The following is a 23,927-nucleotide window of genomic DNA, read 5'->3' as shown; positions in this document are numbered from 1 at the left end:
ATGACAGTGGGGTTAAACGATTTATCGATTCAGGATGAATACCGTAGCGATCGCGTTGATATTATTCGCGATTTCTATCTCCCCTGTCTGGAAAATGCTACTGTTTACAAACGAGCCGTTGGCTTTTTCTCCAGTACCTCAATGGCGGCGGCGGCTAGAGGAATCACTGCGCTCATTCGTTCGGGTGGAACGATGCAGTTGGTGGCTTCTCCCTATTTGTCGCCAGATGATGCTGATGCGATCGCGACAGGATTGAAGCAACGCCGGGATGTGATTACTGATACGCTTTTACGCGAATTAGACCAAGAGTTTGAGCAAGTTGTGCGCGATAGATTAGCCTGTTTAGCTTGGTTATTGGGACAAGGAATATTAGAAATTAAGTTGGCGGTAGCTAGTAATCTTAATCAACCGGGAATTTATCATGAAAAGTTAGGTATTTTTGCTGATAATCAGGATAATATTGTCGCCTTTACGGGTTCAGCTAATGAGAGTTCATCGGCGTTAATTGCTAATTTTGAATGTATTGATGTCTTCTGTTCCTGGCATTTGGGTGTCAAAGAACGAGCCTTAAGAAAAGCGGAAAACTTTCAGCGGTTGTGGGATAACCAGACGCCCAAGGTAGAGGTAATTGAGTTTCCCGAAGCCGCCGCGCGATCGCTCCTACGATTACGCCCAGAATACCCCCCGCCAATGGAAGAATGTCCGACTCAATCGCCGATTGTCTCTGAACTTCGAGGAACCTACCAAGTAGATGATTTAGATCCGTGGCGACATCAAAATCAGGCAATGATAGCCTTTGTCAAGAAACGTTGTGGCATTCTGGAGATGGCAACTGGTACAGGCAAAACCCGCACCTCTTTGAATATTATCAGGGAATTAGTCGCCCAGCAAGCGATTAACTCAGTCATAATTACCGCGATAGGAACAGATTTGCTCGATCAGTGGTCAAATCAGTTGTACGCTGTTGCCAGTCAATTAAATCCTCGGTTTCGGGTGCTGAAGCATTATGCCACTTATTATGAGAAAGATGAGTATGAGTTAGACCCAGAAAACAGCATCTTAATTCTATCACGAAATGCGCTGCGTAACGTCTTGCGATCGCTGACTCGCCCGACGCGAAGCCGTTTGTTATTGATTCACGATGAGGTACATGGATTGGGAAGTCCGGCAAACATTGAAGAATTAGACGGGTTATCTGAGGATATTTCCTATCGATTGGGATTAAGTGCAACGCCAGAGCGAGAGTATGATCAAGAAGGAACGGCTTTTATCGAAAAGAATGTCGGTTCTATTATTTATCGTTTCAGTCTTGAAAATGCAATTCGTCGAGGAATTCTTTGTGAGTTTGATTACTATCCCATTGAATATCATCTATCGGATGAAGATAGGCAACGTATCCGCCATGTCTATAGTCAGAAAGCCGCCCGAAACGCTGAAGGGAATCCCATGTCAGATAAGGAGTTTTGGATAGCGTTAGCGCGAGTCTATAAAACCTCTCGTGCCAAACTTCCCTATTTTGAGATGTTTCTCTGTGATCATCCCGATGTTCTTGATCGCTGCATTATCTTTGTGGAAAACCATGACTATGGTGAAGAAGTGATCAATATTGTCCATCGTTATCGCTATGACTTCCATACCTATTATGCTGAAGATGACCGACAGCATTTAAGCGATTTTGTCAATAACAGAATTGCTTGTTTAATTACCTGCCATCGCATTTCTCAAGGGATTGATATACCGTCTCTCCGTTCCGTGATTTTGTTCTCATCAGCACGGGCAAAATTGGAGACGATTCAGAGGATGGGGCGGTGTTTGCGGAAAGACCCAGTTAATCCTGATAAGCGGGCGATCGTTGTTGACTTTGTTCGCACTCAAGATGAAAACACGGAGGAACTTAATAGTGATCAGCTTCGTAAAGAATGGTTAATGAGTTTGTCTAAAATTCGTGGCGAGGAAACTTAACGATGGCGATAGATGTCAAAGTATATGAAGCTGTTTTTGCAGCAGTAGTCAATCATAATCAACCCGATAAAGTGGCTAAACGGATAATGAAGTTGCTAGAAGAGTTATCTGATGGCATATCAAAACCCGATGATATTGTAGTTTTCCTAGAAACCATATTAGATGCCATTGAAACTGATACTTCTGAGGAATTAGAATGAGTCTACAACTTACTCTCTTAGGTTGGTCTGCTTCCGGTTTACGATGTCCTGATCATCAAGTAAATCTCTGTCCAGAGAATAACACTACGCCTTATCCAGTGACATTAGTACAGATGCCTAACGGGACGGGTAAGACGACTACACTGAATATGTTAAGGGCTACACTATCAGGGGCTGCACGAGAGTGGAATAGCCAAAAGATTCGCGAATTTCAGCGTAGTGGTGACTCAACTAAATCGGGTCAATTTGTCGTCAGATTAGGGATGGATGACAAGTTACTCACATTTGAGTTAAATCTTGACTTCATTCAAGGAAAAGTTACCTACCGCACCAGTTCCAGTCATGGTTCTGGTATTCGAGATGGCTTTTTACCGCCCCTAGAAATTAAAAAGTTTCTCAATCCAGAATTTGTCAATCTGTTTGTATTTGATGGAGAACTTGCCAACAGGTTACTTAATCCGAAACAAACTCGCGCCCGGGATGCCATAGATTCTCTCTTTCAGTTATTGTTACTGAAAAAAGCCGCCGATTACTTTCAGGATAATTGGGAACGTCATGCTCAAAATTCTAGCTCGAAATCGACTCAAGGATTAACTCGGCGTCGAAATAACTTAAATCGGCTGAAAACTAAGCGAGATAAAATTAAAAGGGAGCGAGACGCTGTACAGATACAACAGTCTCAACTGAAGTTAGGTATACAGGATGCGGAGCAAGACTATGACCAAGCATTGGGCAAAGATAAAAATATAGGCACTCGTTTGCAAACGATAAAAGTTCAGCTTGATCAGGCGGAAAAAGTTGTCGAGAGGGAAGTGGAAAAAACAACGGAGAAAATGCGAGACCCGCAAAGAGTCATTCCTGGTTTAGCTGCATCTTTAATTAACCTGAAAGCTAACTTAGACCATCTCAAATTACCCACCTCCACATCCAAGGAATTTTTTGAAGAACTAGCTGAGGCGCCAGAATGTGTCTGTGGACGCCAGATGGATGATATGACTCGTCAAGCAGTTCGCGATCGCGCCAAGCAATATCTGGGAGAGGATGAAGTTGGGGTGCTAAATCGGATTAAATCGGATATTGCGGATTATTGTGGTGGAAATCCAGAACAGTACCACCAAGACCTTCAGGAACAGTTGCAAGGGTTACAAAAATTAATCAGAAAGCGAGATGAATTTAAAACAGAATTGCATTCTCTGGAAGAGGAACGTCTCAAACAAGGAGACTCTGAATTAGAAGCGAAAAAGCAGCATCTAGATCAGCTACGAGAACAATTGGATCAGTGTAACCAACGCCTACAAGAAATTGAGCGATCGCCTCACAGCAAACCGAGTGAGGATACGGACTGTCTGAAGGAGTTAGAATTCCTGATCACAAAAGCCGAAGAGGATGTCGCCGAAGTCACCCATACCTTAACCCTGAAGCGCAAAACCGAAATTATCCGCCGCATTCTGAATCAAGCGCATCAGCAAGCCAGGGAAGAACTACGGAAAATTATGATTGAGGAAACCAATCAGCGGATTACCCAGTTATTATCCAGAGATCCGGTATGGTTAGAAGATATCCAAGATTCGCTAAAACTACAAGGTCGAGGGGGTGCAAGCGTGGGTCAAACCCTATCCGTTAGCTATGCTTTTCTCGCCACTTTATTTAACCGTAGTAAGCACCAATTACCCTTTATTGTCGATAGTCCAGCGGGAGCGCTGGATCTAAATGTGCGTCCAGAAGTGGCGCGTCTGGTTCCTCAATTGGGTAAACAGTTTGTCGCCTTTACTATCTCCAGTGAACGGCAAAGTTTTGTTGATAGTTTACATCAAGCCGCACAGGGAAACGTACAGTATTTAACCTTATTTCGGAAAACGTCTCCCATTGATGCACTTTGGCAGAATAGTGATTCAAATCAACTCACAGAAACCGTTGATGGGGTAATGGTAACCGGAAAAGAATTTTTTGAACGTTTTGATCTGGATGAGGAACTTTAAAGAAAAATGGATTTTCAACTGCGTAAGGATGCTCGGAGATGGTTTAAGGATATTTCTCACCATTACCCGATTCTTTTTGACCTATACTATCTTTGTTTGATGGCAGGTTTTGCTGATGGACGCCCGAATACAGAAATTAAAGCGGATAATGTCGATGATTTGGTTGGCTACTTTCCGGGAGAGTTCCAATCTCGCGGACGTCTCTTAGTCGGACTATTAATTCAGGTACATTTATCCCGTTTAGGCATAGATTTAAATGAGCGGGATGATGTTTACCGTCGCGTCGCCGAACTGGTTGATCCTAACTCGCCCTCCTATATGTCAAATGAAGGGGTTCGGCTGATGAATCAATACGCTCATCGCGGGTTTGATGTCCTCTCTGAGTATTTTGGCGATCGCCCCCGATCAATTGAAACATTTCTGAGGAAATATTCTCGTTGTATTAGCGATTTAAACAGTAAACGTTAAATTATTGAACGTGCATGATATAAAAAACATAGCCATACCAATCGGAATACTGCTGATAGATTTCTATCTCTTGGAACTCATTATCGAGAACCTGATTCGCTTGCGGATCATTGTTATATTTTTGGCGTAAATACTCTACCCTTTCCTTTAAGGGAGTATAATAGTTCCACCAGGATGATTCAGATAGCACAAAATGACCGATTTGGCGATAACCTGACGCTTCTATAAGCTGAAGATTATCGTTAATTGTTTTCATATCTGGATAATTGGTTTGCCAAAACTGTTTTACCTCAGTTGGGGGATTTGGCTGTAACCAGCAGAGTTCGGAAACGACGAGATAGCCTTCCCTTTTGAGAAGAGTTTGCCAGGATTTTAGTCCGGTTTCAAACCCCATGATATAAATTGCCCCTTCTGACCAGAGGATGTCAAAGCTATGGGGGGCAAAGTCTAAAGAAAACATGGATTGATTGAGGAGATTAATGTTATCAGAAACGCCCTCAGCCACCGCCCGACGCTGCAATTCGTCTAAAAAAGGTTGATGAGTGTCTACGGCGGTAATCTGTCCATCAGTTAGTTTGGCGAGTTCAATGGTTTGCATCCCTGGACCACAGCCAATATCTAAAATTTTGGGTTGTGGGGGTACGTTGCTTAGTAGGGAAAAGGCTTGGCGGGTGGAAGCGTTGTCACCGGGGGCTTCTCTGGGTAGGTTGTGATGAATTTCAAAGAAAATGTTCATTGGTTATTGGGTGTGGGGGTGAGTCGCTGGACTAAGGTGAAGGGGTTTTAAAACCCGCGCAGGCGGGTTTGGTTTGTGTAGCTGCGGTTTCAACCGCCCAGTTAACTACAACACAGGCGGAAGTCCCACATCTCTGGGCTTAACAAACTTACCATTAAACCCTACCGCTTTCCCTTCAATGGTTCTGGCTTCGGCTAATTCTCGCCGTAGTTCTGCTTTTTCCATTCCATCCTCTGTCCCGGCAATAATATAAATCAGTAATCGGGCGGCTAAGTCCCGTCCCGATACCATGATCCGCTTCTTATTTGGGTCAAATAATACCCCATACCACAGCGATTGCGGCGTCTCCATCTGACTAAATCCCCCTTCGGTATCGTATTTACAGAGTTTCTTAAATACTGTTTTTAACGATAACTTTTTCTGAAATACCACAATTCCTAACGCTTGGGTAAAGGCAATTTGCCCGACGGGACGGAATAGGATATTCCCCTCACCGCCATTGTTCTCAAAGCTGAAGCGGCGTAACTGGGGGGTTTCTTCTCCTTGTTCTAATCGTTGATAACTGGGTAAGCTGGCTAAGTGGTCAAAAAACTGACTAAAGGTGTCAATTCCCGCTTCTAATTCCTCATCATCGGGACGCATCGGGATTAACCCTTTCTTCTCCGGCGGTTTCCAGTGAGGGAATTTATGTTCTAGATACCGTTGAGACATTTCAGTTAACGCCTGGAGGGTGGTTAAAACGGTAGATTTGGCGGCGACGGTGGCGCTATCCCAATTGACGCGGGGGTTGCGTCCAGGGACTTCTTTTAATAAGGGATGATTGACGGCGATTTTGCGGGCGACGATGGAAAAGCCGTCATTTTCATTTAATAGCGCCAGTTGTCCTTTACTTAAGCGTAATGCCATTAAGTTGACGTGGACGAAAATAGACCGGACTCGCCGCAAGGCGGCTTCCCGGGTTTCACCTTTGGCGACGGCGGGGATGAATTCAATGCCGATTTTTTCCTGGGCGAGACTTTGTAGGTAGGCGGGGTCGAGTTGGTATTCGTCGATTAGGTCGTCTATAGTAATTACACCGCCCACGGGTTTTTTGTTTTTGTTGTAACGTTGCAATCTTCCGGTTTTAAGTAAAGTCATTAGTCCCTGAACACCCATGAGTCGGTGTTGACCATCAAGGGCGAAGATGGACACGGAGGGGGAGATATCTAAGAGTCCCACGGTTTGGTTTTGGTCGAGGGGAATGAAATCCGCCGCAGACTGGCGGGCGCGTCCTTGTTTATCCCATTCCTTGGCTTTGGGATTGTCTACCCAGGTGGGGCTGTGGACGACGAGAACGGCGGGGAATTTATGGGCTTGGCGGGCGGCGAGGTATTGGGTGAGGGGGGCTTGACGTGACCAGTCTAGGGGTCGTTGGAGGATTTCATCGACGGTTTCTTCATCCCGGATGACGTTGTCGGTTTGGGGGTCGAATTTTTGCCGGAATAGGGGGAGTTGGGAGGCGAAGCGGACTCGGCTATCTAACCATTCGAGGGTGACAGACCCGATAAAGGCTTCGGTACTCCCCATCTGGGTTTTTTGGACGAGGAGGCGATCGCTTCTGGCTAAATGTCGATCCAATAGCAGGGCTAGCGCTTGTCGATCCTGGCTGTCTTGTTCCAGGATTTGGCTGGCGATGTCCGCTTTTGGCTTGTCGGGGCTACTCATCTGTTTTATAATATTTTAGTCTGTTTTTAAAAATAACTAATTTAATATTTTTATGTCAAATAGGTTTTTAAAAACTAAAATTGTGCCATACTAGGGATGTCACCTGTGAGGGCTTGTCGGGGCGGGTTTAACTACATCCATCCGTGTCACTGAAGGTGAAAACCCCTACTGGTAAGCATAGGGGAAGTGTACTCCCACTCCGGAATCCCCCCTAGCCCCCCTTTGAACGGAATCCCCCCTAGCCCCCCTTTGAAAGGGGGGAATAAATAAAGGGGAAATATTGGGGGGAATCCCCTCTTGCTTGTCACCGATAACTGACCCCAAATTGGAGTGATTAAAATGAGTGATTTAGTAAAAGTATTAGATCCGAATTCTATCGAGGCGTATCGGACACGAGTGCAATTTTTAGCCGGTGAGTTGAAAGCTGCAAAAAATCAAGTTGCGCGTGTGAATATTGCCTTAATGTTAGCGGATGCAGCAACAACATTAGCACGGCTGGAACACGAGGAATTACAAAACCAAAATTCCTAATCAGTAAATGGATGAAAATCAACTAAACTCTATTCCGTTTTGTCACTATTCCTCAAACTAGAACGAATGACAAATGACCAATAACAAAGGACTGATTCCTTCCTTCGAGTATGTTTTACCCGCAATCCGAGGGATTCAAGCGGGACGGGAATATTATGTATCCATGTGTCCAGTGCGATTTATTCCCAAGCTGTTTGCGAGGGAGGATGAAGAGAATCCGCCGGATCAGAGAGTGGCGCGATCGCTAAATTTTAAACGAGTCCCAGATATTGCTAACTATATCTTGAATAATCCTGATAATTATACCGTTTCAGCGATTACCGCCGCGATTGATGCTGATATTAATTTTGAACCGATTGGTACAGAGAAAGAAGGGCGAAAAATGGGGCGCTTGCGAGTTCCCATGGATGCGCGATTTCAGATTACTGATGGACAACATCGCTGCGCGGCGTTTGAGTGGGCGCTGAAGCAGAATCCGGCGTTGGGGTATGAGACGGTGGCGGTTATTTTAATGTTGGATATTGGGTTGCGCTATTCCCAGCAGATGTTTTTGGATCTCAACCGTTATGGGGTTCATCCTGATGCTTCATTGGCGATTCTCTATGATCATCGCCATCCCCAAGGGACTGTGGTCAAAGCAGTGATTAGAAATATTAATGTGTTCCGAAGCCTAACAGATAAGGAACATCGGACATTAGCCGTGCGATCGGGGAAGCTATTTACGCTGCATACGCTATATAATGCTACGTCTATGCTGTTGGCGGATTGGCAGACGGCTGAATTGGAACAGCAGATTGATTTGGCAATTCGGTATTGGCAAGCTGTGAGTTATTGTATTCCAGATTGGGAGGCGGTGAGACAACGGACTGTAAGCGCCAGGGAGATGCGACAGGATTATGTTCATAGTGATGCGATCGCACTTTTAGCATTGGGGGCGGTAGGGTCAGTGTTACTCTCGGTTTATCCCCATAGCTGGGAGGAACGGTTGCAGGAATTGCGACGGGTTGATTGGTCGCGTTCTAATCCCGATTGGGAGGGGCGAATTATGGTCAAGGGTCAGATTTCGCGATCGCGAACCAGTGTTAGGCGCATGGTGGCTTATTTGAAAGGGTATTTGGGTTTACCGTTAACCTCACAGGAGGAAGAGTTAGAAAATGCTAGTGGTTTAGTCGGGAGGGAGACATGAGTCAAGAACAGCAATCAGAAACTAAGCGAAATCTAGCATACTATCGTAAACGTTTTTCTGAACTCAATGTCAGTAGCAACCGAAAACGTGGGGAAGCTCACTATAAGCCAATCTTACTTTTGTCAGTTATTGATCTAATTGCCCAAGAATTAATCCAGAGCAATCAGATTACTGTATCTGATGAACTGATTGAAACATTTAATAAATACTGGAATATCCTTGCTGCTGACTCATCCTATAAAGGAGGTTTACACTATCCCTTTATTCACTTACAAAGCGAGGGGTTTTGGCATGTAACCTTTAAACCTGAATTCAATGGTCTACAGCCTAAAACAACCAACAAGCTGAGACAGGCGGTTGATTATGCCAATCTAGATGACGAACTGTTTGATTTATTACAAGATCCAGTTGCCAGACAGGAATTAATTGATACAATTATTGCGGTATGGTTTTCAGCTAATCAAAAAGCCATCGAAGACATTGTAAAAATAAATCAAGATTTCCAGGATTTTACCCAGCATGAGTTAGACAGGCAAGCGAGTGAACCTAAAACAATTTTGAGAAAGTCAGTTGTTAGAAACGCCATTTTTCGGAAGTCAGTTATCCAAATTTATGATTACAGGTGTGTATTTTGTCGTTTAAAAGTCGTTAAATCGCTAACCCAAACGGTTGTAGATGGCGCACACATCATCCCATTTTCGGAGTCTTACGATAGTAACTTAGACAACGGGCTATCCCTGTGTAAAAATCATCATTGGGCATTTGATCATGGTTGGTTTTGTATCGATGATGACTACAAAATCATAGTACCTAGTGATTTGCAGGAGGACTCACCAAACGCTAGACCCATGCGAGAGTTTCAGGGAGAAACTATTTTACTGCCTAGTTCAGAGACATACTATCCCAGACTAGAGGCTATTCAGTGGCATCGCAGAACTTGGCTGAACGTCTAATCCCATATCGTAGCTTTACAGAGGTTTAAACTATGACAGACAACCAGCAGATGTCACTCTTTCCCCCGCGTACAGTTGCGGAGTTGGTGGAAGACATAGAACAACTCACTCAAGAAATTCAAGAATTATACTGTTTAGATGAAATACCTTGGTGTTTAGGATATTCTGGTGGCAAAGACAGCAGCGCCACATTACAGCTTGTCTGGAATGCAATTGCAGCTTTACCTCTAGAGAAACGCAGAAAAACAATTTATGTTATTACAACCGATACTTTAGTCGAGAATCCTATCGTTTCGGCTTGGGTACGCAAATCCTTAGAGCAAATGAGAGTTACTGCCCAAGCCCAAAAATTACCAATAGAACCCCATCTCCTTCATCCAGATATCAAAAATACGTTTTGGGTTAACCTAATGGGTAAAGGTTATCCTGCTCCACGCCATGGATTCAGATGGTGTACAGAACGATTAAAAATTCATCCGTCTAACCACTTCATTCGGGATGTAGTGAGAGTCAAAGGCGAAGTCATTTTAGTTTTAGGAACCCGCAAAGCTGAAAGTACAAGGCGTGCTGCATCAATGGAAAAACATGAGGCAGGTAAAATAAGTGACCGCCTCAATTCAAACTCTCTTAAATCACTGCTCTACCATAGTGCGAGTTTACCTAACGCTTTAATCTATAGCCCTATTCAAAACTGGCGCACGGATGAAGTTTGGATTTATTTGAATCAATGGCAAAATCCTTGGGGACATAGTAACAAAGACTTGTTTTCGATGTATAGAGGGGCGACAGCCGATAATGAGTGTCCTTTAGTGGTTGATACTTCTACCCCTAGCTGTGGCGATTCCCGGTTTGGTTGTTGGGTTTGCACAATGGTTAATCAAGATAAGTCCATGGCGGCAATGATTCAAAATGATGAGGAGAAAGAGTGGATGCAGCCTCTGCTGGATATTCGCAATGAATTAGATGAAAGGAATGATCATGATAAGAGAGATTTCCGCCGCATCTACGGTAGAGTGGAACTCTTTGAACGCGAGGTTGAAGGCAACACCTCAGTTAAACCGATTCCTGGTCCTTATAAAAAAGAATGGCGGGAACATTGGTTAAGACGAGTATTAGAAGCCCAAACTCATATCCGGAATACTGCGCCCCCAGATATGCGCGATATCACTCTAATTACTCCAGAAGAACTTAGTGAAATTCGCCGTATCTGGTTAGAAGAAAAACATGAATTTGACGACAGCTTACCTCGTATCTATGAAGAGGTTACAGGCGAACCCTTCCAAGATTCCCGCCCTAGCGCCGAACGCAAACTTTTGGGTAGTGATGAATGGACAGTCTTAGAAGAAATCTGTGATGAGGATGAAATGCACCTGGAACTCATGGCAAAACTCCTCGACACCGAACGCCAATATCAGACTAAATCCCGGCGCGGTATCTATGAAGCGATAGAAAAATGCTTTAATAGCAGTTCTCGTTCTAGAGAAGACGCGATTGACCACGCCCACTATCAGCGACATCTGAAAAACACGGTTCAGGATATCAAACAGGATTTATCAGAAGTTCATGAATTGAGACAGGCTTGGGATAAGCCTAAGGAAGAGAAACCCAAACAGTTATCCTGGGCTAGTTTGAAATTCCCCGAACAAGATTCAGATACTGAAGATGCAGACGGATAGCCTTTGTTTCCCCCTTTTTGCCACGGCGATTAAAATCGCTGCTACACAAACAAAGTCCGCCTACGCGGACTCAATTATAACGGAGGTGGGAACCCGGATTGAGTAAGATAGACCAATTTTCTCGTGAATGGCAAGACGATTTACCTGACATTACTGACTTAGACAAGTAACGCCTTGACCGAGTAAAAGCTAGTTATATCCATTTACTCAAATATCCACCTCTGCTAGAAAACACTGTCAAAATGGTTCGTAGTTGGCACTTTAGGGTTATAAGCGCTAAAGCGCTTACTACAAACTTAATACAAACACTTAAGTTAGTGACATTTATATTAGGTTGAAGATTATTCCTGATTTTATACCCCCGTCTAAATTAGCCCCTGACTATGATATTCCTGGAACTCGCCCTGCAAAACTTTGGTCCCTATCAAGGGCGACAAGTGATTAACCTCCGTCCCGAAACGAATAATTCTACTCATCCAATTATCCTCTTCGGCGGGATGAATGGGGGTGGGAAAACTACGCTGATGGACGCCATTCGCCTCTCTCTCTACGGTTCCCGCGCCCAATGTTCCACCAGGGGAAATTTAAGCTATAACGACTTTCTCACTCAATGCGTTAACCGTAACACTCCCCCCACAGAAAAAACCCGTATCGAATTAGCATTTGAAGTCGTAGAAGAGGATAAACCCAGGATTCTCAGAATCGTCCGCTATTGGACAAAAGAACCCAAAGATGGTAAAGATACTCTGGGTATTTTAGTGGATGAAGAGTGGCCCGATATAGCCCTGGCAAATACCTGGGATGATTATATCGAAAATCTGCTTCCCTTGGGTATTTCAAACTTATTTCTCTTTGACGGTGAACAAGTCAAAGAACTAGCGGAATTAGAAACCCCACCTCCTCTGGTGGTAAGTGCGATTCAATCCCTCCTTGGTTTAGAACTCGCTGAACGCCTGTCCACAGATTTAGATATTCTCGCCAGTCGTAAGCGCCGGGATATTGCTAATCAGAAAGAACTGGAAACCTTAAATAAAATTGAAGCCAAACTGATTGAGGAAAAAGAAAAACAAGACGTGGCGCAACAAGACAAAAGCGCCCTAAAATCTAAACTGGACTATGCGGCAAAAGAACAACAGCTAGCCTCGGATAAATTTATCTCCGAAGGCGGTAAACTTGCCAGCGAACGCAGTCAACTGGAAGCCCAATCGAAAACCCTGATTGAACAGGCAAATCAGGTGCGTCAAGAAATGCGAGAACTGGCGGCTGGTGTGCTTCCTCTCTCTTTGATTTCTCCGTTACTGGAACAAGCGAAATCTCAAGCCGAACAGGAACAAAAACAGCACCAAGTTAAACTGACACGGGATGTATTAAAAGAACGGGATGTTCGGTTAATTCAGTATATCAAAAAGATTTCCTTGACACCTGAGCGAGTCAATCAGATTCAATCGTTTCTAGAGAGTGATAACCAAGCACTGGATCAAGAAATTTCCGCCCAAGAGGAACCGTGGTTATTAGCAGATGAACCGGCTATCACTCGCCTAGAAACCCTGCTAAAGTATGAACTCTCAACCGCACAAAAGAACGCCCAAAGCCAACGAGAACGTCTGCAAACCCTAGAAACGGATATTGATGCCTTGGATCGGCAAATTGCTACCGCCGCGTCTCCTGAAGCCTACAACGCTCTGAAACAGACATTTACTGACGCCCAAAATGAAATGATTAAGGTTAAAGCGGCTTACGAAAATGCTTCTCGCCGCTGTGATGAAATAGAGCGTCAAATTAGGGAAACGAAAAAAGAGTTAGAAACTTATGCTGATGAAACGATTAAACTGAAAAATAATCAGCATATTATTAATTCGATTGCCAAGGTTCAAACCACATTGGAACTATTTCGAGAGAAATTAACTCTGAAAAAACTCAACAAACTGGAAATCGAAGTTACCGAATGCTTCCGTTATCTGCTGCATAAATCGGACTTAGTTCACCGCGTCGCTATTGACACCCAAAGCTTTAGTCTTTCTCTCTATGATCCAGAAGGACAACCGATACCCAAACATCGTCTATCGGCGGGGGAAAAACAACTGTTAGCGATTTCCTTTCTTTGGGGACTTGCCCGTGTTTCTGGGCGCCATCTTCCAGTAGCGATTGATACACCCTTGGGACGGTTGGATTCCTCTCACCGGAGTAATTTAGTGGAACGGTATTTCCCCACGGCGTCTCATCAAGTTATCCTGTTATCCACGGATACTGAGATTGGAGAAACTGAGGTGAAACGCCTGCGCGAAATAGACGCTATTGCCCAAGAGTATTGCCTGAATTATGACCCCAAAGAACGGCAAACCGTGGTGGAAGCGGGTTATTTTTGGTAAGGATTGTGGGAGAATGGGTTGGGGTGGTTTCGCGATCGCGTTGACTTGTGCTGATTCCTATCTGGGTCACAAGGCAGAAGGGATAGAACGAAAAAGTACCCAAGGGCAAGCCTTTCTGGGCGCAAGCCTTTCTGGGCGCAAGCCTTGCGCCCCTACACCCCACACCCTGGGTTATTTGGCATTTCCGGGTTTGTTCAACGTCGCCAAATATTTACTCAGGGCTTCTCCTAACTCTTGTTCTGGGGTTTTCTTTTTCGCTGGAGGTTTTTTCGTCGGCGCAAAGCCGCCAAAGAACCACATCCAAAATAGGGCATACATTGCAATCATTAAAAAACCAGACATCATAACCGTAAATCCTAAAAGACACTCGTGAAACAAGTCTGCTGAAATTTTTCAAGATAAAATAAATTCTATCCGGATCAAAAGTCAGCTAGTTAGCACCCTCTTTTAGCGATTTCAATACGATTTTATCCTCTATTATTTCAATAGTCTGGTTTCCGACCTGAATTTGAGGATTAAATTGAGTTAAGAGAACCTCAACCTCAGGCGCTGTCCCCGATTGAACTGTCATCACCACAATAAAGCGATCGCGCCCTGTGGCTTGAATTATTCCCCCCGTCTCTCTGGGTATAAATTCCAGGTTAACCTCGGAGGGTGTAATAAAGGTTCCGTTCTACAACACTTGGACAAAGCTAGACAACATTGGATCTTGTTAGACATTATCCGAATTGCTTCCTGCTTCACTCTGGCGGTGACGGCACTCAACCAGTCCACAGGCTTAAAATTGGACAGAACTTGCCCTATTTAAATTTTATTGATCGCAGTAATTTGAGAAGCTTTGCTGCTTTAATCCGTTATGAGAGAAATCCGGTTAACTGTGCTTCATTCCCTGCCTGTTTTTCTGGTAACAACACCACATTTTCATCCTTCTGTGTCCCATCAGATGCAGATCCCGCCGTCGCCCAGCGCCCTCCTAATCCCCAAATCCGGAAACTTCCAGCATCGGGAAATGACCAATGTCCGCCTCTGGGTTTCTCTCGCTTGACATAAATACTGGTGACAAAATCATTTTTATCCCGCCACTGATTGCGGAATGTAAAGAAGCCTTTTTGTTCATCCACCAATACCCGCCCCCATACGTTGGCGGGGTTCTGGGGGGTTACATATTGAGGATATTCGGCGAAAATATACGCGGCTTCATGGGGTAATTCAATGCCAAAACTGTTATCGCCATTCCTCCCCCAATGACGGTTAAAGAACCACATTACCCCCGGTAGCAACGGTTCCGGTACTATCCCCAATCCCACCGCAAACATAGAACCCGTGGGGCTTAAGCGATGACGCCCATAGCTGGGAATCGCCACTTCCCCATCTTCACCCACCATCCGGGTTACATATTGGGGTAGAAACCAAGCCGCGTGCGATCGCGTCACCAACTCTTCCCCTAACACCGTCTGATACGCTTGTAAAAAGGACATCACCGTGAGAAACCAGGGTTCTGTACTGTAATGATCACCCTCAGACCCAAAGCCGCGATCGCCAATGCCAATGGTAAGATAGCGTTTAATATTCCGTTCGGCAATTTTCAGCCAACGCCGAGTCTCTACATCCCCCTCCTCCAGTAGCGCCAACGCCGCTAACCCCGCCGCCCCTCGCGCCCTAGCATTCCAGTTACTGGCTGGGTTAGGATTCCAGCCATCACCCGCTGTTCCTTTCACCAGCAGGGCGGTTTGAGTCGCTAACCAATCGGCTACCTGTTGTACCTGTTCCTCATCCCAAGCCGGATAACACAAATCATACGCCAACGCCACTCCCGCGACTACCGTGGAATGTTCCAGTAAACGGGGTCCAGGTTGGTTCATAGAATTAATCGTAATCTGCCAAGCGGTGGTGGCGGCGGCTTGATCCTGCTGGATTAGGGAGAGGAAACAATACCCAGCAGCGTGATAGCCCCCGGTTGGTACATAGCCATCGTAATAGATGGGTTGATCAAGACTCCGTTGCAACTGCGCCAGAATCGCCTCACCCCTGGGCGTTTTAGCCTGCTGACGCAATTGGGGAAGTTGATCTGGGCGAAAAATTAACCGAGGATGTTCTTGGGGGCGCAGAGGACGATGATTTGCCAAGGGTTGTGACCAATGGGGGCGAATAATTCCCTGGACTTCTCCCTTGACAGGTTGGTCATTTACTGTTCCAGAATAGGTGCCAATTAGTTGATTATCATCATGCAAGCGCACTTGGATATCATAATCTGCTTGTCCTGCCAAAGATTGCCAAGGATCAGGATAAATTTGCATCTGCACATCCAGGTTCCATAACCGTCCCCGTTGACTTGTCTGGAGAAGTCCCTGATGGTCCGCCTGATTAAACTTCGGCGCAAATCCCCACACTTCGCGATCGCACTTATTCGCATCACAGACTAAATCTAGAGTTATATCCTGATCAACGGGTTCCCCTTCCCAGGTTTTCCACACGCCACGTTTTAGGATTAAACGGATATCCCCGGATAACATAGCTGGATCAATCATTTCTGCTGGGGAAGGATGAGAACCTCCTAGCCAGAAGAGAAATGACGCGGTGATTAAATAAAGGATTTTGTTATTCGTCATTGGTCATTCGTTATTGGTAAGGCACCTGTAGGGGCGACCCGCTTGCATAAATTAACAACTCTCATCCACTCAATTGGATCGGGTCGCCCTCTCCTCAAGGCGGGTTTCACTACTATCTTTTCGGTGACACCCGGATGTGACTCGCGCCCGCCCCGACTCAGGTTTCTTGCATTAATTAACAACGCTAGAAACAGGGCGGGTTTACGTAAGTTACCAGTTTTTGCTGACAGGTTATCGGTAAAACCCGCCCCTACAGACGGTCGGGTCGCCCTCTCCTTAAATTTAACTTGACACTATAGCACGTTAGTGATAATTTTTATACCCGCAAATAGTTCTGCTATTCATAACCGATACCACTCTTATTCAAGGAACGTTCAGACGTAAATTAAAATTAATTAAACCTAAATTAGCTATCGTTTTTTATATTTTTATAACATCAATGAAAAAAAGACTGGCACAAGCGAAAAAATTGAGCTAGATCCTTCCTTAACTCTTACTCCGATGAAATCTGCTCAATGGTGCTTTAGCTGGTTGTTTCTGATTGCGGGTTTAATTTTGGTGGCAAAGACAGCGCCGACTACGAACGCTGAACCGATTACCGCCGCCCCTGATGGTACGGGTACAGTGATTACACCGCAGGGGAATCAGTTTAACATTTCCGGGGGGAGTCTTGATGTAAATGAGGCGAATCTCTTCCACAGTTTCCAGGAGTTTGGCTTAGATGCAGGACAAATTGCTAATTTTTTGGCGAATCCGCATTTGAGGAATATTTTGGGGCGAGTGGTTGGCGAAAATCCCTCATTGATTAATGGGTTGATTCAGGTGACAGGGGGAACACCGAATTTATATTTGATGAATCCAGCCGGGATTGTATTTGGCATCAATGCTCAATTAAATGTTCCCGCTGATTTCATTGCCACAACCGCGACAGGTATTGGGTTTGGCGATAATCTTTGGTTCAATGCATTGGGAGATAATAATTATTCGCAATTGATAGGAGATCCCAATCAATTTGCCTTTGATTTATCCCAATCGGGGACAATTGTCAATGCCGGGAATTTAGCCGTTTTTCCGGGACAGAGTTTAACCCTATTAGGCGGAACCGTGATTAACACCGGGGAACTCACAGCACCAGGGGGACAGATTACGATTGCGGCGGTTGAAGGGTCAAATCGGGTGAGGATTTCTCAGTCGGGACAGTTACTGTCATTAGAGATTACTGCGCCTCGGAATCAAGACGGGGTATTATTGCCAATCACGCCATTAGATGTCGCCGAGTTGTTAACGGGTTCAGCGGACAAGGTAGAGACGGGGGTTGATGTTACCCCATCGGGAGAAATGCAACTAACAGACTCTCAGATAACGCTACCCAATGAAACAGGAGTCGCGATTATCTCTGGCACAATCGATGTTTCCACGATTGACGAAACCATTGACGAAACCGTAGGGGCGCACTGCTGTGCGCCCTCTTCCTCACCCTCAATCAACAGTGAGGTCAAAATTGGTGGTGATATCCATATTACTGGCAAAAAGATAGGGTTACTTTCCGCCAATCTTGATGCTTCTGGTACTAATAGTGGCGGTAATATTCGGGTTGGTGGCGATTATCAAGGAGAAGGCACAATTCCCAATGCTAATATCACCTTTGTTAGCGAAGATTCAACCATTAATGCAGATGCTTTAACCGATGGGAATGGCGGACGGGTTATTGTTTGGGCAGATGAAGCCAGCCGATTTTATGGAACAATTACAGCACGAGGCGGTAGCGAAAGTGGTAATGGTGGCTTTGCTGAAATATCGGGTAAACAGTATCTAGATTATGCTGGCACCGTTAATTTATCAGCGATGCAAGGTCAATTGGGTAAATTGCTCTTAGACCCCGAAAATATCACAGTTATTGAAGGTGGAAATACTCCCAATCAACTAGCCGCAAATGATGCATTTAATGATCCTGGAGAAGATAACACGATTAACAATGGCACGATTAATGCAGCCGTGGCAAATGTAATTCTGCAAGCGACTGACACTATTACTTTTAATGCACCGATTAATATTAGTGAAAGCGGGGTCGGGCTTACTGCCCAAGCTAATAACGAGATTGCCGTTAATCAGAACATCAGAACGAATGGGGGTAATGTTACCCTTAATGCCGATTTCGATAACATCAATGGTGGTCTTCTCGCCATCACCAATGCCACGATTGATACGGGAGGTGGAGATTTTATCGGCAGTGGTATGGGTAATGCTGCCTCTACTGCTGGCGTTACGATTAATAACAGTACCATTAATACTGGAGACGGTAGTATTGATATTACAGGTACGGGAGGTGACGGTGGCGACAACAATTTCGGTATTGTTGTGAACGATAGTAGTGTAATAGAAACAACTGGAACAGGTGCGATTACTCTAACAGGTACAGGTGGAAATGGCACTAATTTTAATCACGGAATAGAGATTTTTAGCAGTTCTATTCTCTCCACGGTAAATGGAGATATCAGGATAATCGGTACAGGCGGAGGAACTGGAGTTGGTAACTCTGGTATTGATATACAAGACGGGGCTGTTGTGGGTTCGACTGGAACAGGAAATATTTCGCTGGAAGGTATCGGTAGTGATGGCATAAGTAGTAATAGAGGAATATATATTAATGCAGACTCTAATATTTATTCAGTTGATGGAAATATCAATTTAACGGGCATTAGTGGTGCCGGAGATTCTAGTATTACCAGTGATGGCATTACTGTTTTAGACGGTAGTGTAGTGGAATCAACTGGAAAAGGCAATATTACCTTTAATGGTACAGGTGGTTCTGGAGAATCACGGTCAGTTGGGATAGAAATTCAAATTAGCTCTAGGGTTTCTTCTGTAGATGGAAATATACTCTTGACAGGGCAAGGCGGTTCTGGATCTGATGGTAATAACGATGGTATTGTCCTATTAGAAGGTGTAGTCGAATCAACTGGAATAGGAAATATTACTCTCAATGGTATTGGCGACAGGAATGGCACTGAGAATAATATCGGGATAGATATTGCTCGCGAAAACTCCAGAATCTCTACAACGAATGGAAATATTACCCTAACTGGTACTGGTGGGAATGGTACTGGAGGAGGAAACGCTGGTATTCAAATCCAAGATAGCGCTGTAGTGGAATCAACTGGAATAGGAAATATCATCCTAACAGGTACAGGAGGAAACGGCACAAATTTTAATCTCGGAATAAACTTGTTGAGTAGTTCTAGTCTTTCTACAGCAAATGGAGATATCAGCTTAACAGGTACAGGTGGTGGAACTGGAGGAAGTAATACTGGGATTAGACTCCAAGATAACGTGTTAGTTAACTCCACTGGAACAGGGAATATTTCTCTAGAAGGTACTGGTGCAAATGGAATGGGTGGTAGTCAAGGCATATTCATTAACGATAACAGTACAGTCTCTTCTGTAAATGGCACTATCAACCTGACTGGCACTAGCGGTTCCGGAACTTCTGGTGTTACCAGCGACGGGATTACAATTTTAGATAGTGTGTTGGAATCAACTGGAAGAGGGAATATTACTCTAAACGGTACTGCTAGTTCAGGAGGATTATTATCCGCCGGGATAGAAATACTGAGAAACTCTAGAATTTCTGTGGTAGATGGAAATATAAGCTTTACAGGACAAGGAGGTTCGGGACTTCGTGGCAACTATGGCATTGATATCAGCGGTGTGGTAGAAGCAACGGGACAAGGAAATATTACATTCAATGGTATCGGTGGTATCGGAACAAATTATAATTATGGCATCTATATAAAGGAAGCAGAAACGAGAATTTCTTCAGTCGATGGAGATATCCGTTTTACAGGTACGGGTGGCAATGGTACTGGAGACGGTAACGCAGGCATTCAAATTCAAGATAGCGCTGTCATTCAATCGACAGGAACGGGAAATATTAGCCTAATAGGTACGGGGAACAATGGGACTGGACAAGAAAATCATGGTGTTTCGATTCAAGAGAATGCTTTAGTTCAATCAACAGGAACAGGCGCAATTGAAATAACAGGCACAACTAACGCAACCAGTAATGGAGTATTCGGTAACGATGGCATTTCCATTGTCGCTGGCGGCGGTGTAGAATCCACCGGAAGCGGAAACATTACTCTCGTGGGAACAGGTGGACAAGGAATGATGAGTAATGAGGGTATTGTCGTTATTGAAGAAAACTCCAGAGTTACTTCAATCAATGGCGATATTTTTCTCCAGGGAACCAGTCAGGGAACCGGAACAAATCATTATGGAATTTGGGTTGGTGGGTTTAGTGTTTTAGGGTTTGGTGGCGGTGTTGTCCAAACAACGGGAACAGGTAATATTAGTTTAGAAGGAATTGTTAATGGCGCAGACAACACCAGCCAGGGTATTTTAGTTGGAGATGATGGTGGAATTGCCGCTATCGGACTGGGTAATATCAGCCTCGCCGCTAATGAAATCAGATTGGGGACAATTCAAGGAAATAATCTACTTCAAATACAACCCCTTGACCCCATTTTAGGCATGACGATTGGTAGCACGATTAATGATACTCGCTTGAATCTCGATACTAATGAACTCAATCGTTTACAAAACGGATTTACTCAACTTATTATCGGACGCGACAATAACACGGGTACAATAACCTTGGTGGGTGATGCGGCATTTAATGACCCCGTTACCTTACAAGCCAATTCGATTAATCACACAGGTGGTACTCTATTCGGAAACGACAACGCCACACTGACATTACTCGCCAACCAAGATATCCGCACAGGCGATATTTTCAACCCCAGTCGCGAGATTCGTTTAACCAGCGATAATGGAACCGTTACTACAGAAAACCTGAATAGTTCAGGAAACAGCGGTGGTGATATTTTAATTCAAGCAGAACAGGCGATTACAACGGGCGAAATTAATACGAGTGGCAGTGTTGGCGATGGCGGTAATGTTACCTTAGACCCCAGGGGCGATATTCAAGTCAGTTCTATTAATGCACAAGGCGGGAGTAGTGGAAACGGCGGTAATGTTGATATTACCACAGAACAATTTTTCCGCGCTACGAATGATTTTATAGACCAAAATGGGATACTTACCAGTATCTCTACGGCTGGCGGAATCGAAGGTGGTGATATTACAATTCGTCATGGAGGTGGATGGCTGGGAACTTCGTTTGATGTGGGAGATGGAACAACTAATGGAACGAGTGCAGCGATTAGTAGTGGTGAGTTTACTATCTTCCCGTTTGAATCGTTTCCAGGGAGTTTTACTTTGGGGAATATTCAGATTATTACCCGGACAATTACGGGGACTTGTCCACCCTATTGTCTAGAGACTGATGATTCTGAAGATATCACAAAAGAGAGTGAGATAATTGCGAGTTCCCCGATTTTCAATCCAGTGGCTGAAGTTGAAGCGGCGTTTACAAGTCAATATGAGGAGTATTTGGGGTTAGGGGATACGCCAATTATTACCTTGGCACAAGCCCAAGCGACGTTACAACGAATTGAACGGGTGGCTGGGGTAAAACCTGCGCTGGTTTATGCGATGTTTGTGCCAACTAATGCATCAGTTAAGGGTGGGGATGTGAAGGGTTTAGGGAAACGCAGAGGAACGCAGAGGTTAGCGCAGAGGTTCGCAGAGGGGGATGACGGTTGGGTGGCGATGTCTGAGGAGGATTTGTTGTCTTTGGAGGGGGAACAATTGGAGTTGATTTTGGTGACGGCTGAGGGAGAAGTGATGCGATTTGCTGTGCCGGGGGCGACGCGAGAGAAGGTTTTGAATATGAGTCAACAATTGCGTCGCGCTGTGACGGATGTGCGGATTCCTCGTCCTTATCTTCCGGTGGCGCAACAGCTTTATCAGTGGTTAATTGCGCCCCTGGAAGCGGAGTTGGCGAGTCGAGAGATTAATAATTTGGCGTTTGTTGTGGATGTGGGGTTGCGTTCGTTACCGATGGCGGTTTTGCATGATGGGGATGGGTTTCTTTTGGAACGCTATAGTATCGGGTTGATGCCTAGTTTATCGCTGACAGATACGCGCTATGTGGATGTGAGAAATCTGGAGGTGTTGGCGATGGGGGCGTCTGAATTTACTGACCAAAATCCTTTACCGGCTGTCCCGATTGAGTTAGCGACGATTGCTGATAAATTATGGCAGGGTGAATCCTTTCTTAATTATACGTTTACTCCCCAACGGTTGAAAACGGTTCGCAATCGAACTCCGTTTGGTATCCTCCACTTAGCCACCCATGGTGAGTTTAAGTCGGGGAAACCAGAAAACTCGTATATCCAGTTTTGGGATACTAAGCTATCCCTTGACAAAATTCGAGAATTGGGGTTAAGTAATCCACCGGTGGAACTGATGGTATTAAGCGCCTGTCGCACGGCGTTAGGGGATGAAGAGGCGGAGTTAGGATTTACGGGATTAGCGGTACAAGCAGGAGTAAAATCAGCCTTGGGAAGTCTTTGGTATGTCAGCGATGAAGGAACATTGGGATTAATGACTACATTTTATTCCCAGTTAAAGCAAGTTCCGATTAAAGCTGAAGCCCTGCGACAAGCACAGTTAGCGATGATTCGGGGTGAGGTGCGATTAGAAGATGGTCAATTGGTTACTCCGAATGGTACGATTCTTTTACCGCCCCAGTTAACTGAATTACCCGATAGAGAATTGACTCATCCTTATTATTGGAGTGCATTTACTTTAGTGGGGAGTCCGTGGTAAAAAGTACAATTGACTTATTACTTCTTCAATGCTTGCGAAATCGCCCCTTCTAATTCTCGCTTACTCAACTCAGTGATAATAAACACTTCTTGAACCGTTTTGCCAGAGCGAGCAATAATTTTATGTCCACCGCGAATGGGTACAGACACTTTTAACTCTAAGCGGGGACGATGACTCCTGGCTCGTCCAATGACAGCCGGTGTAATCGTTTGAATCCCAGTATAGCTGGTGAGGCGTTCTAGAACCGGAATCAACCCTGGTAAGTGAGTTGAGTGATTCCAAACCAATCTGCCGCCATTGGACTTACCCATGATAAATTGCTGTACATCTAAATTGCATATCGATTAATTTTGTAATTTTGAGCAGCATGATTACCACCCCACCCCAACTTCCAGACGTGCCATGGCACGTCTCTACACAATTATGCCGCCTCCAGGGGAGCCATAGTTAATCCAGCCCGACTTAGCTGTTGGTGATAGAGTTCGGCTTGTTCCTGAGGACCAACCCAAACAATGGCTTGACCTTCAAAGTGAACCTGATTGGTCAGTTTCCAAGCATGATCACTGTTCATTCCCGGAATATACTTTACCAAGCAGTCATGGACGTGCTGAAAGGTATTGAAATCATCATCGAGAACAATCACCTTATAGTTCGGATAAAGCTTGCGGGTAACTTGACTCGATTTTTCAGGAGCTTGAGTTGGTGCAGCAGATGTCGCTGAACGAGCTGCTGAAATTATCACAGTCATAGGGCTTTTAACAAAGTTCTGCTAAAAAAATTCAAAAACTTATCTTCCTAGTTTACCGCAGTTTGGTAGCCGTT

At 44.8% G+C, this 23,927-nt stretch carries 16 protein-coding genes and 1 pseudogene; 11 read left to right on the top strand and 6 right to left on the bottom strand.

Going from position 1 to position 23,927, the window contains the following annotated elements; translation table 11 throughout:
• The 4 genes from RIM23_RS21565 to RIM23_RS21550 are packed head-to-tail and all read left to right on the top strand — an operon-like array spanning nt 1 to nt 4,609.
• Nucleotides 1-1,962 (top strand): DEAD/DEAH box helicase family protein, encoded by a 1,962-nt coding sequence (locus RIM23_RS21565; RefSeq protein WP_446369169.1) that lies wholly within the window; start codon nt 1-3, stop codon nt 1,960-1,962.
• Between the two features lie 2 nt (nt 1,963-1,964).
• Entirely contained in the window at nt 1,965-2,162 is a 198-nt protein-coding gene (locus RIM23_RS21560; RefSeq protein ID WP_446369167.1) for a hypothetical protein, read from the top strand.
• The gene (locus RIM23_RS21555) at nt 2,159-4,141 is read left to right on the top strand and encodes an AAA family ATPase (RefSeq protein WP_446369166.1); all 1,983 of its coding nucleotides are present in this window, start codon (nt 2,159-2,161) and stop codon (nt 4,139-4,141) included. Before RIM23_RS21560 ends, RIM23_RS21555 begins: the two co-directional genes overlap by 4 nt.
• Before the next feature lie 6 nt (nt 4,142-4,147).
• Entirely contained in the window at nt 4,148-4,609 is a 462-nt protein-coding gene (locus RIM23_RS21550; RefSeq protein ID WP_446369164.1) for a hypothetical protein, read from the top strand.
• 1 nt (nt 4,610) lies between these two features.
• On the opposite strand, the gene RIM23_RS21545 is transcribed toward RIM23_RS21550, so the two are convergent.
• Both RIM23_RS21545 and RIM23_RS21540 read right to left on the bottom strand, forming a co-directional pair.
• Nucleotides 4,611-5,345 carry a class I SAM-dependent methyltransferase gene (locus RIM23_RS21545; protein WP_446369162.1) on the bottom strand — a complete coding sequence of 245 codons (735 nt, stop codon included), beginning with the start codon at nt 5,343-5,345 and terminating at the stop codon, nt 4,611-4,613.
• 105 nt (nt 5,346-5,450) lie between these two features.
• Nucleotides 5,451-7,049, bottom strand: a complete 1,599-nt coding sequence (locus RIM23_RS21540) for a DGQHR domain-containing protein (protein ID WP_446369160.1) — start codon at nt 7,047-7,049, stop codon at nt 5,451-5,453.
• 339 nt (nt 7,050-7,388) lie between these two features.
• Here RIM23_RS21540 and RIM23_RS21535 point away from each other — a divergent pair, with 339 nt between their 5' ends.
• The 6 genes and pseudogenes from RIM23_RS21535 (at nt 7,389) to dndD (ending at nt 13,764) form a co-directional block, all read left to right on the top strand.
• Nucleotides 7,389-7,580 (top strand): hypothetical protein, encoded by a 192-nt coding sequence (locus RIM23_RS21535; protein WP_446369158.1) that lies wholly within the window; start codon nt 7,389-7,391, stop codon nt 7,578-7,580.
• Nucleotides 7,581-7,653: 73 nt separating this feature from the next.
• On the top strand, nt 7,654-8,766 hold the full coding sequence (dndB, locus tag RIM23_RS21530) for a DNA sulfur modification protein DndB (protein ID WP_446369156.1): 1,113 nt from the start codon (nt 7,654-7,656) through the stop codon (nt 8,764-8,766).
• Nucleotides 8,763-9,719 carry an HNH endonuclease gene (locus RIM23_RS21525; RefSeq protein ID WP_446369154.1) on the top strand — a complete coding sequence of 319 codons (957 nt, stop codon included), beginning with the start codon at nt 8,763-8,765 and terminating at the stop codon, nt 9,717-9,719. The genes dndB and RIM23_RS21525 overlap by 4 nt, the downstream gene beginning before the upstream one ends.
• Before the next feature lie 32 nt (nt 9,720-9,751).
• Nucleotides 9,752-11,395: a DNA phosphorothioation system sulfurtransferase DndC gene (gene dndC / locus RIM23_RS21520; RefSeq protein ID WP_446369152.1), complete on the top strand. Its 1,644-nt coding sequence runs from the start codon at nt 9,752-9,754 to the stop codon at nt 11,393-11,395.
• A 110-nt stretch (nt 11,396-11,505) separates the two neighbouring features.
• Nucleotides 11,506-11,643, top strand: a pseudogene (locus RIM23_RS21515) (restriction endonuclease subunit R); the annotation flags it as partial.
• Nucleotides 11,644-11,778: 135 nt separating this feature from the next.
• Nucleotides 11,779-13,764 (top strand): DNA sulfur modification protein DndD, encoded by a 1,986-nt coding sequence (dndD, locus tag RIM23_RS21510; protein WP_446369150.1) that lies wholly within the window; start codon nt 11,779-11,781, stop codon nt 13,762-13,764.
• Between the two features lie 171 nt (nt 13,765-13,935).
• Here dndD and RIM23_RS21505 read toward each other — a convergent pair whose 3' ends face one another.
• Nucleotides 13,936-14,109: a hypothetical protein gene (locus RIM23_RS21505; protein WP_446334757.1), complete on the bottom strand. Its 174-nt coding sequence runs from the start codon at nt 14,107-14,109 to the stop codon at nt 13,936-13,938.
• Between the two features lie 509 nt (nt 14,110-14,618).
• Nucleotides 14,619-16,373 carry a hypothetical protein gene (locus RIM23_RS21500; RefSeq protein ID WP_446369148.1) on the bottom strand — a complete coding sequence of 585 codons (1,755 nt, stop codon included), beginning with the start codon at nt 16,371-16,373 and terminating at the stop codon, nt 14,619-14,621.
• Nucleotides 16,374-16,874: 501 nt separating this feature from the next.
• Between RIM23_RS21500 and RIM23_RS21495 the strand changes: the two genes are divergently transcribed.
• On the top strand, nt 16,875-23,105 hold the full coding sequence (locus tag RIM23_RS21495) for a CHAT domain-containing protein (protein ID WP_446369146.1): 6,231 nt from the start codon (nt 16,875-16,877) through the stop codon (nt 23,103-23,105).
• A 17-nt stretch (nt 23,106-23,122) separates the two neighbouring features.
• Here the strand turns inward: RIM23_RS21495 and RIM23_RS21490 are convergent, their stop codons facing one another.
• Nucleotides 23,123-23,416: a DUF2103 domain-containing protein gene (locus RIM23_RS21490; protein ID WP_446369144.1), complete on the bottom strand. Its 294-nt coding sequence runs from the start codon at nt 23,414-23,416 to the stop codon at nt 23,123-23,125.
• Between the two features lie 110 nt (nt 23,417-23,526).
• Nucleotides 23,527-23,853, bottom strand: coding sequence for an ATP-dependent Clp protease adapter ClpS (gene clpS / locus RIM23_RS21485; protein WP_446335918.1), 327 nt, complete (start codon nt 23,851-23,853; stop codon nt 23,527-23,529).
• Nucleotides 23,854-23,927 lie beyond the last annotated feature (74 nt).

This window comes from Coleofasciculus sp. G3-WIS-01 (assembly GCF_040223135.1).
GTDB lineage: Bacteria > Cyanobacteriota > Cyanobacteriia > Cyanobacteriales > Coleofasciculaceae > Coleofasciculus.
The sequence above is the reverse complement of the archived record's forward strand: the minus strand, read 5'-3'. Positions and strand labels throughout refer to the sequence as shown.

Bases quoted from the DNA above. Each gene is read 5' to 3' on its own strand.
- RIM23_RS21505 (WP_446334757.1), bottom strand. From the start codon at position 14,109: ATGATGTCTGGTTTTTTAATGATTGCAATGTATGCCCTATTTTGGATG.
- RIM23_RS21490 (WP_446369144.1), bottom strand. From the start codon at position 23,416: ATGGGTAAGTCCAATGGCGGCAGATTGGTTTGGAATCACTCAACTCAC.
- RIM23_RS21550 (WP_446369164.1), top strand. From the start codon at position 4,148: ATGGATTTTCAACTGCGTAAGGATGCTCGGAGATGGTTTAAGGATATT.
- dndD (WP_446369150.1), top strand. From the start codon at position 11,779: ATGATATTCCTGGAACTCGCCCTGCAAAACTTTGGTCCCTATCAAGGG.
- RIM23_RS21525 (WP_446369154.1), top strand. From the start codon at position 8,763: ATGAGTCAAGAACAGCAATCAGAAACTAAGCGAAATCTAGCATACTAT.
- RIM23_RS21495 (WP_446369146.1), top strand. From the start codon at position 16,875: ATGAAATCTGCTCAATGGTGCTTTAGCTGGTTGTTTCTGATTGCGGGT.
- RIM23_RS21500 (WP_446369148.1), bottom strand. From the start codon at position 16,373: ATGACGAATAACAAAATCCTTTATTTAATCACCGCGTCATTTCTCTTC.
- RIM23_RS21565 (WP_446369169.1), top strand. From the start codon at position 1: ATGACAGTGGGGTTAAACGATTTATCGATTCAGGATGAATACCGTAGC.
- RIM23_RS21560 (WP_446369167.1), top strand. From the start codon at position 1,965: ATGGCGATAGATGTCAAAGTATATGAAGCTGTTTTTGCAGCAGTAGTC.
- RIM23_RS21545 (WP_446369162.1), bottom strand. From the start codon at position 5,345: ATGAACATTTTCTTTGAAATTCATCACAACCTACCCAGAGAAGCCCCC.
- dndB (WP_446369156.1), top strand. From the start codon at position 7,654: ATGACCAATAACAAAGGACTGATTCCTTCCTTCGAGTATGTTTTACCC.
- RIM23_RS21540 (WP_446369160.1), bottom strand. From the start codon at position 7,049: ATGAGTAGCCCCGACAAGCCAAAAGCGGACATCGCCAGCCAAATCCTG.
- RIM23_RS21555 (WP_446369166.1), top strand. From the start codon at position 2,159: ATGAGTCTACAACTTACTCTCTTAGGTTGGTCTGCTTCCGGTTTACGA.
- clpS (WP_446335918.1), bottom strand. From the start codon at position 23,853: ATGACTGTGATAATTTCAGCAGCTCGTTCAGCGACATCTGCTGCACCA.
- RIM23_RS21535 (WP_446369158.1), top strand. From the start codon at position 7,389: ATGAGTGATTTAGTAAAAGTATTAGATCCGAATTCTATCGAGGCGTAT.
- dndC (WP_446369152.1), top strand. From the start codon at position 9,752: ATGACAGACAACCAGCAGATGTCACTCTTTCCCCCGCGTACAGTTGCG.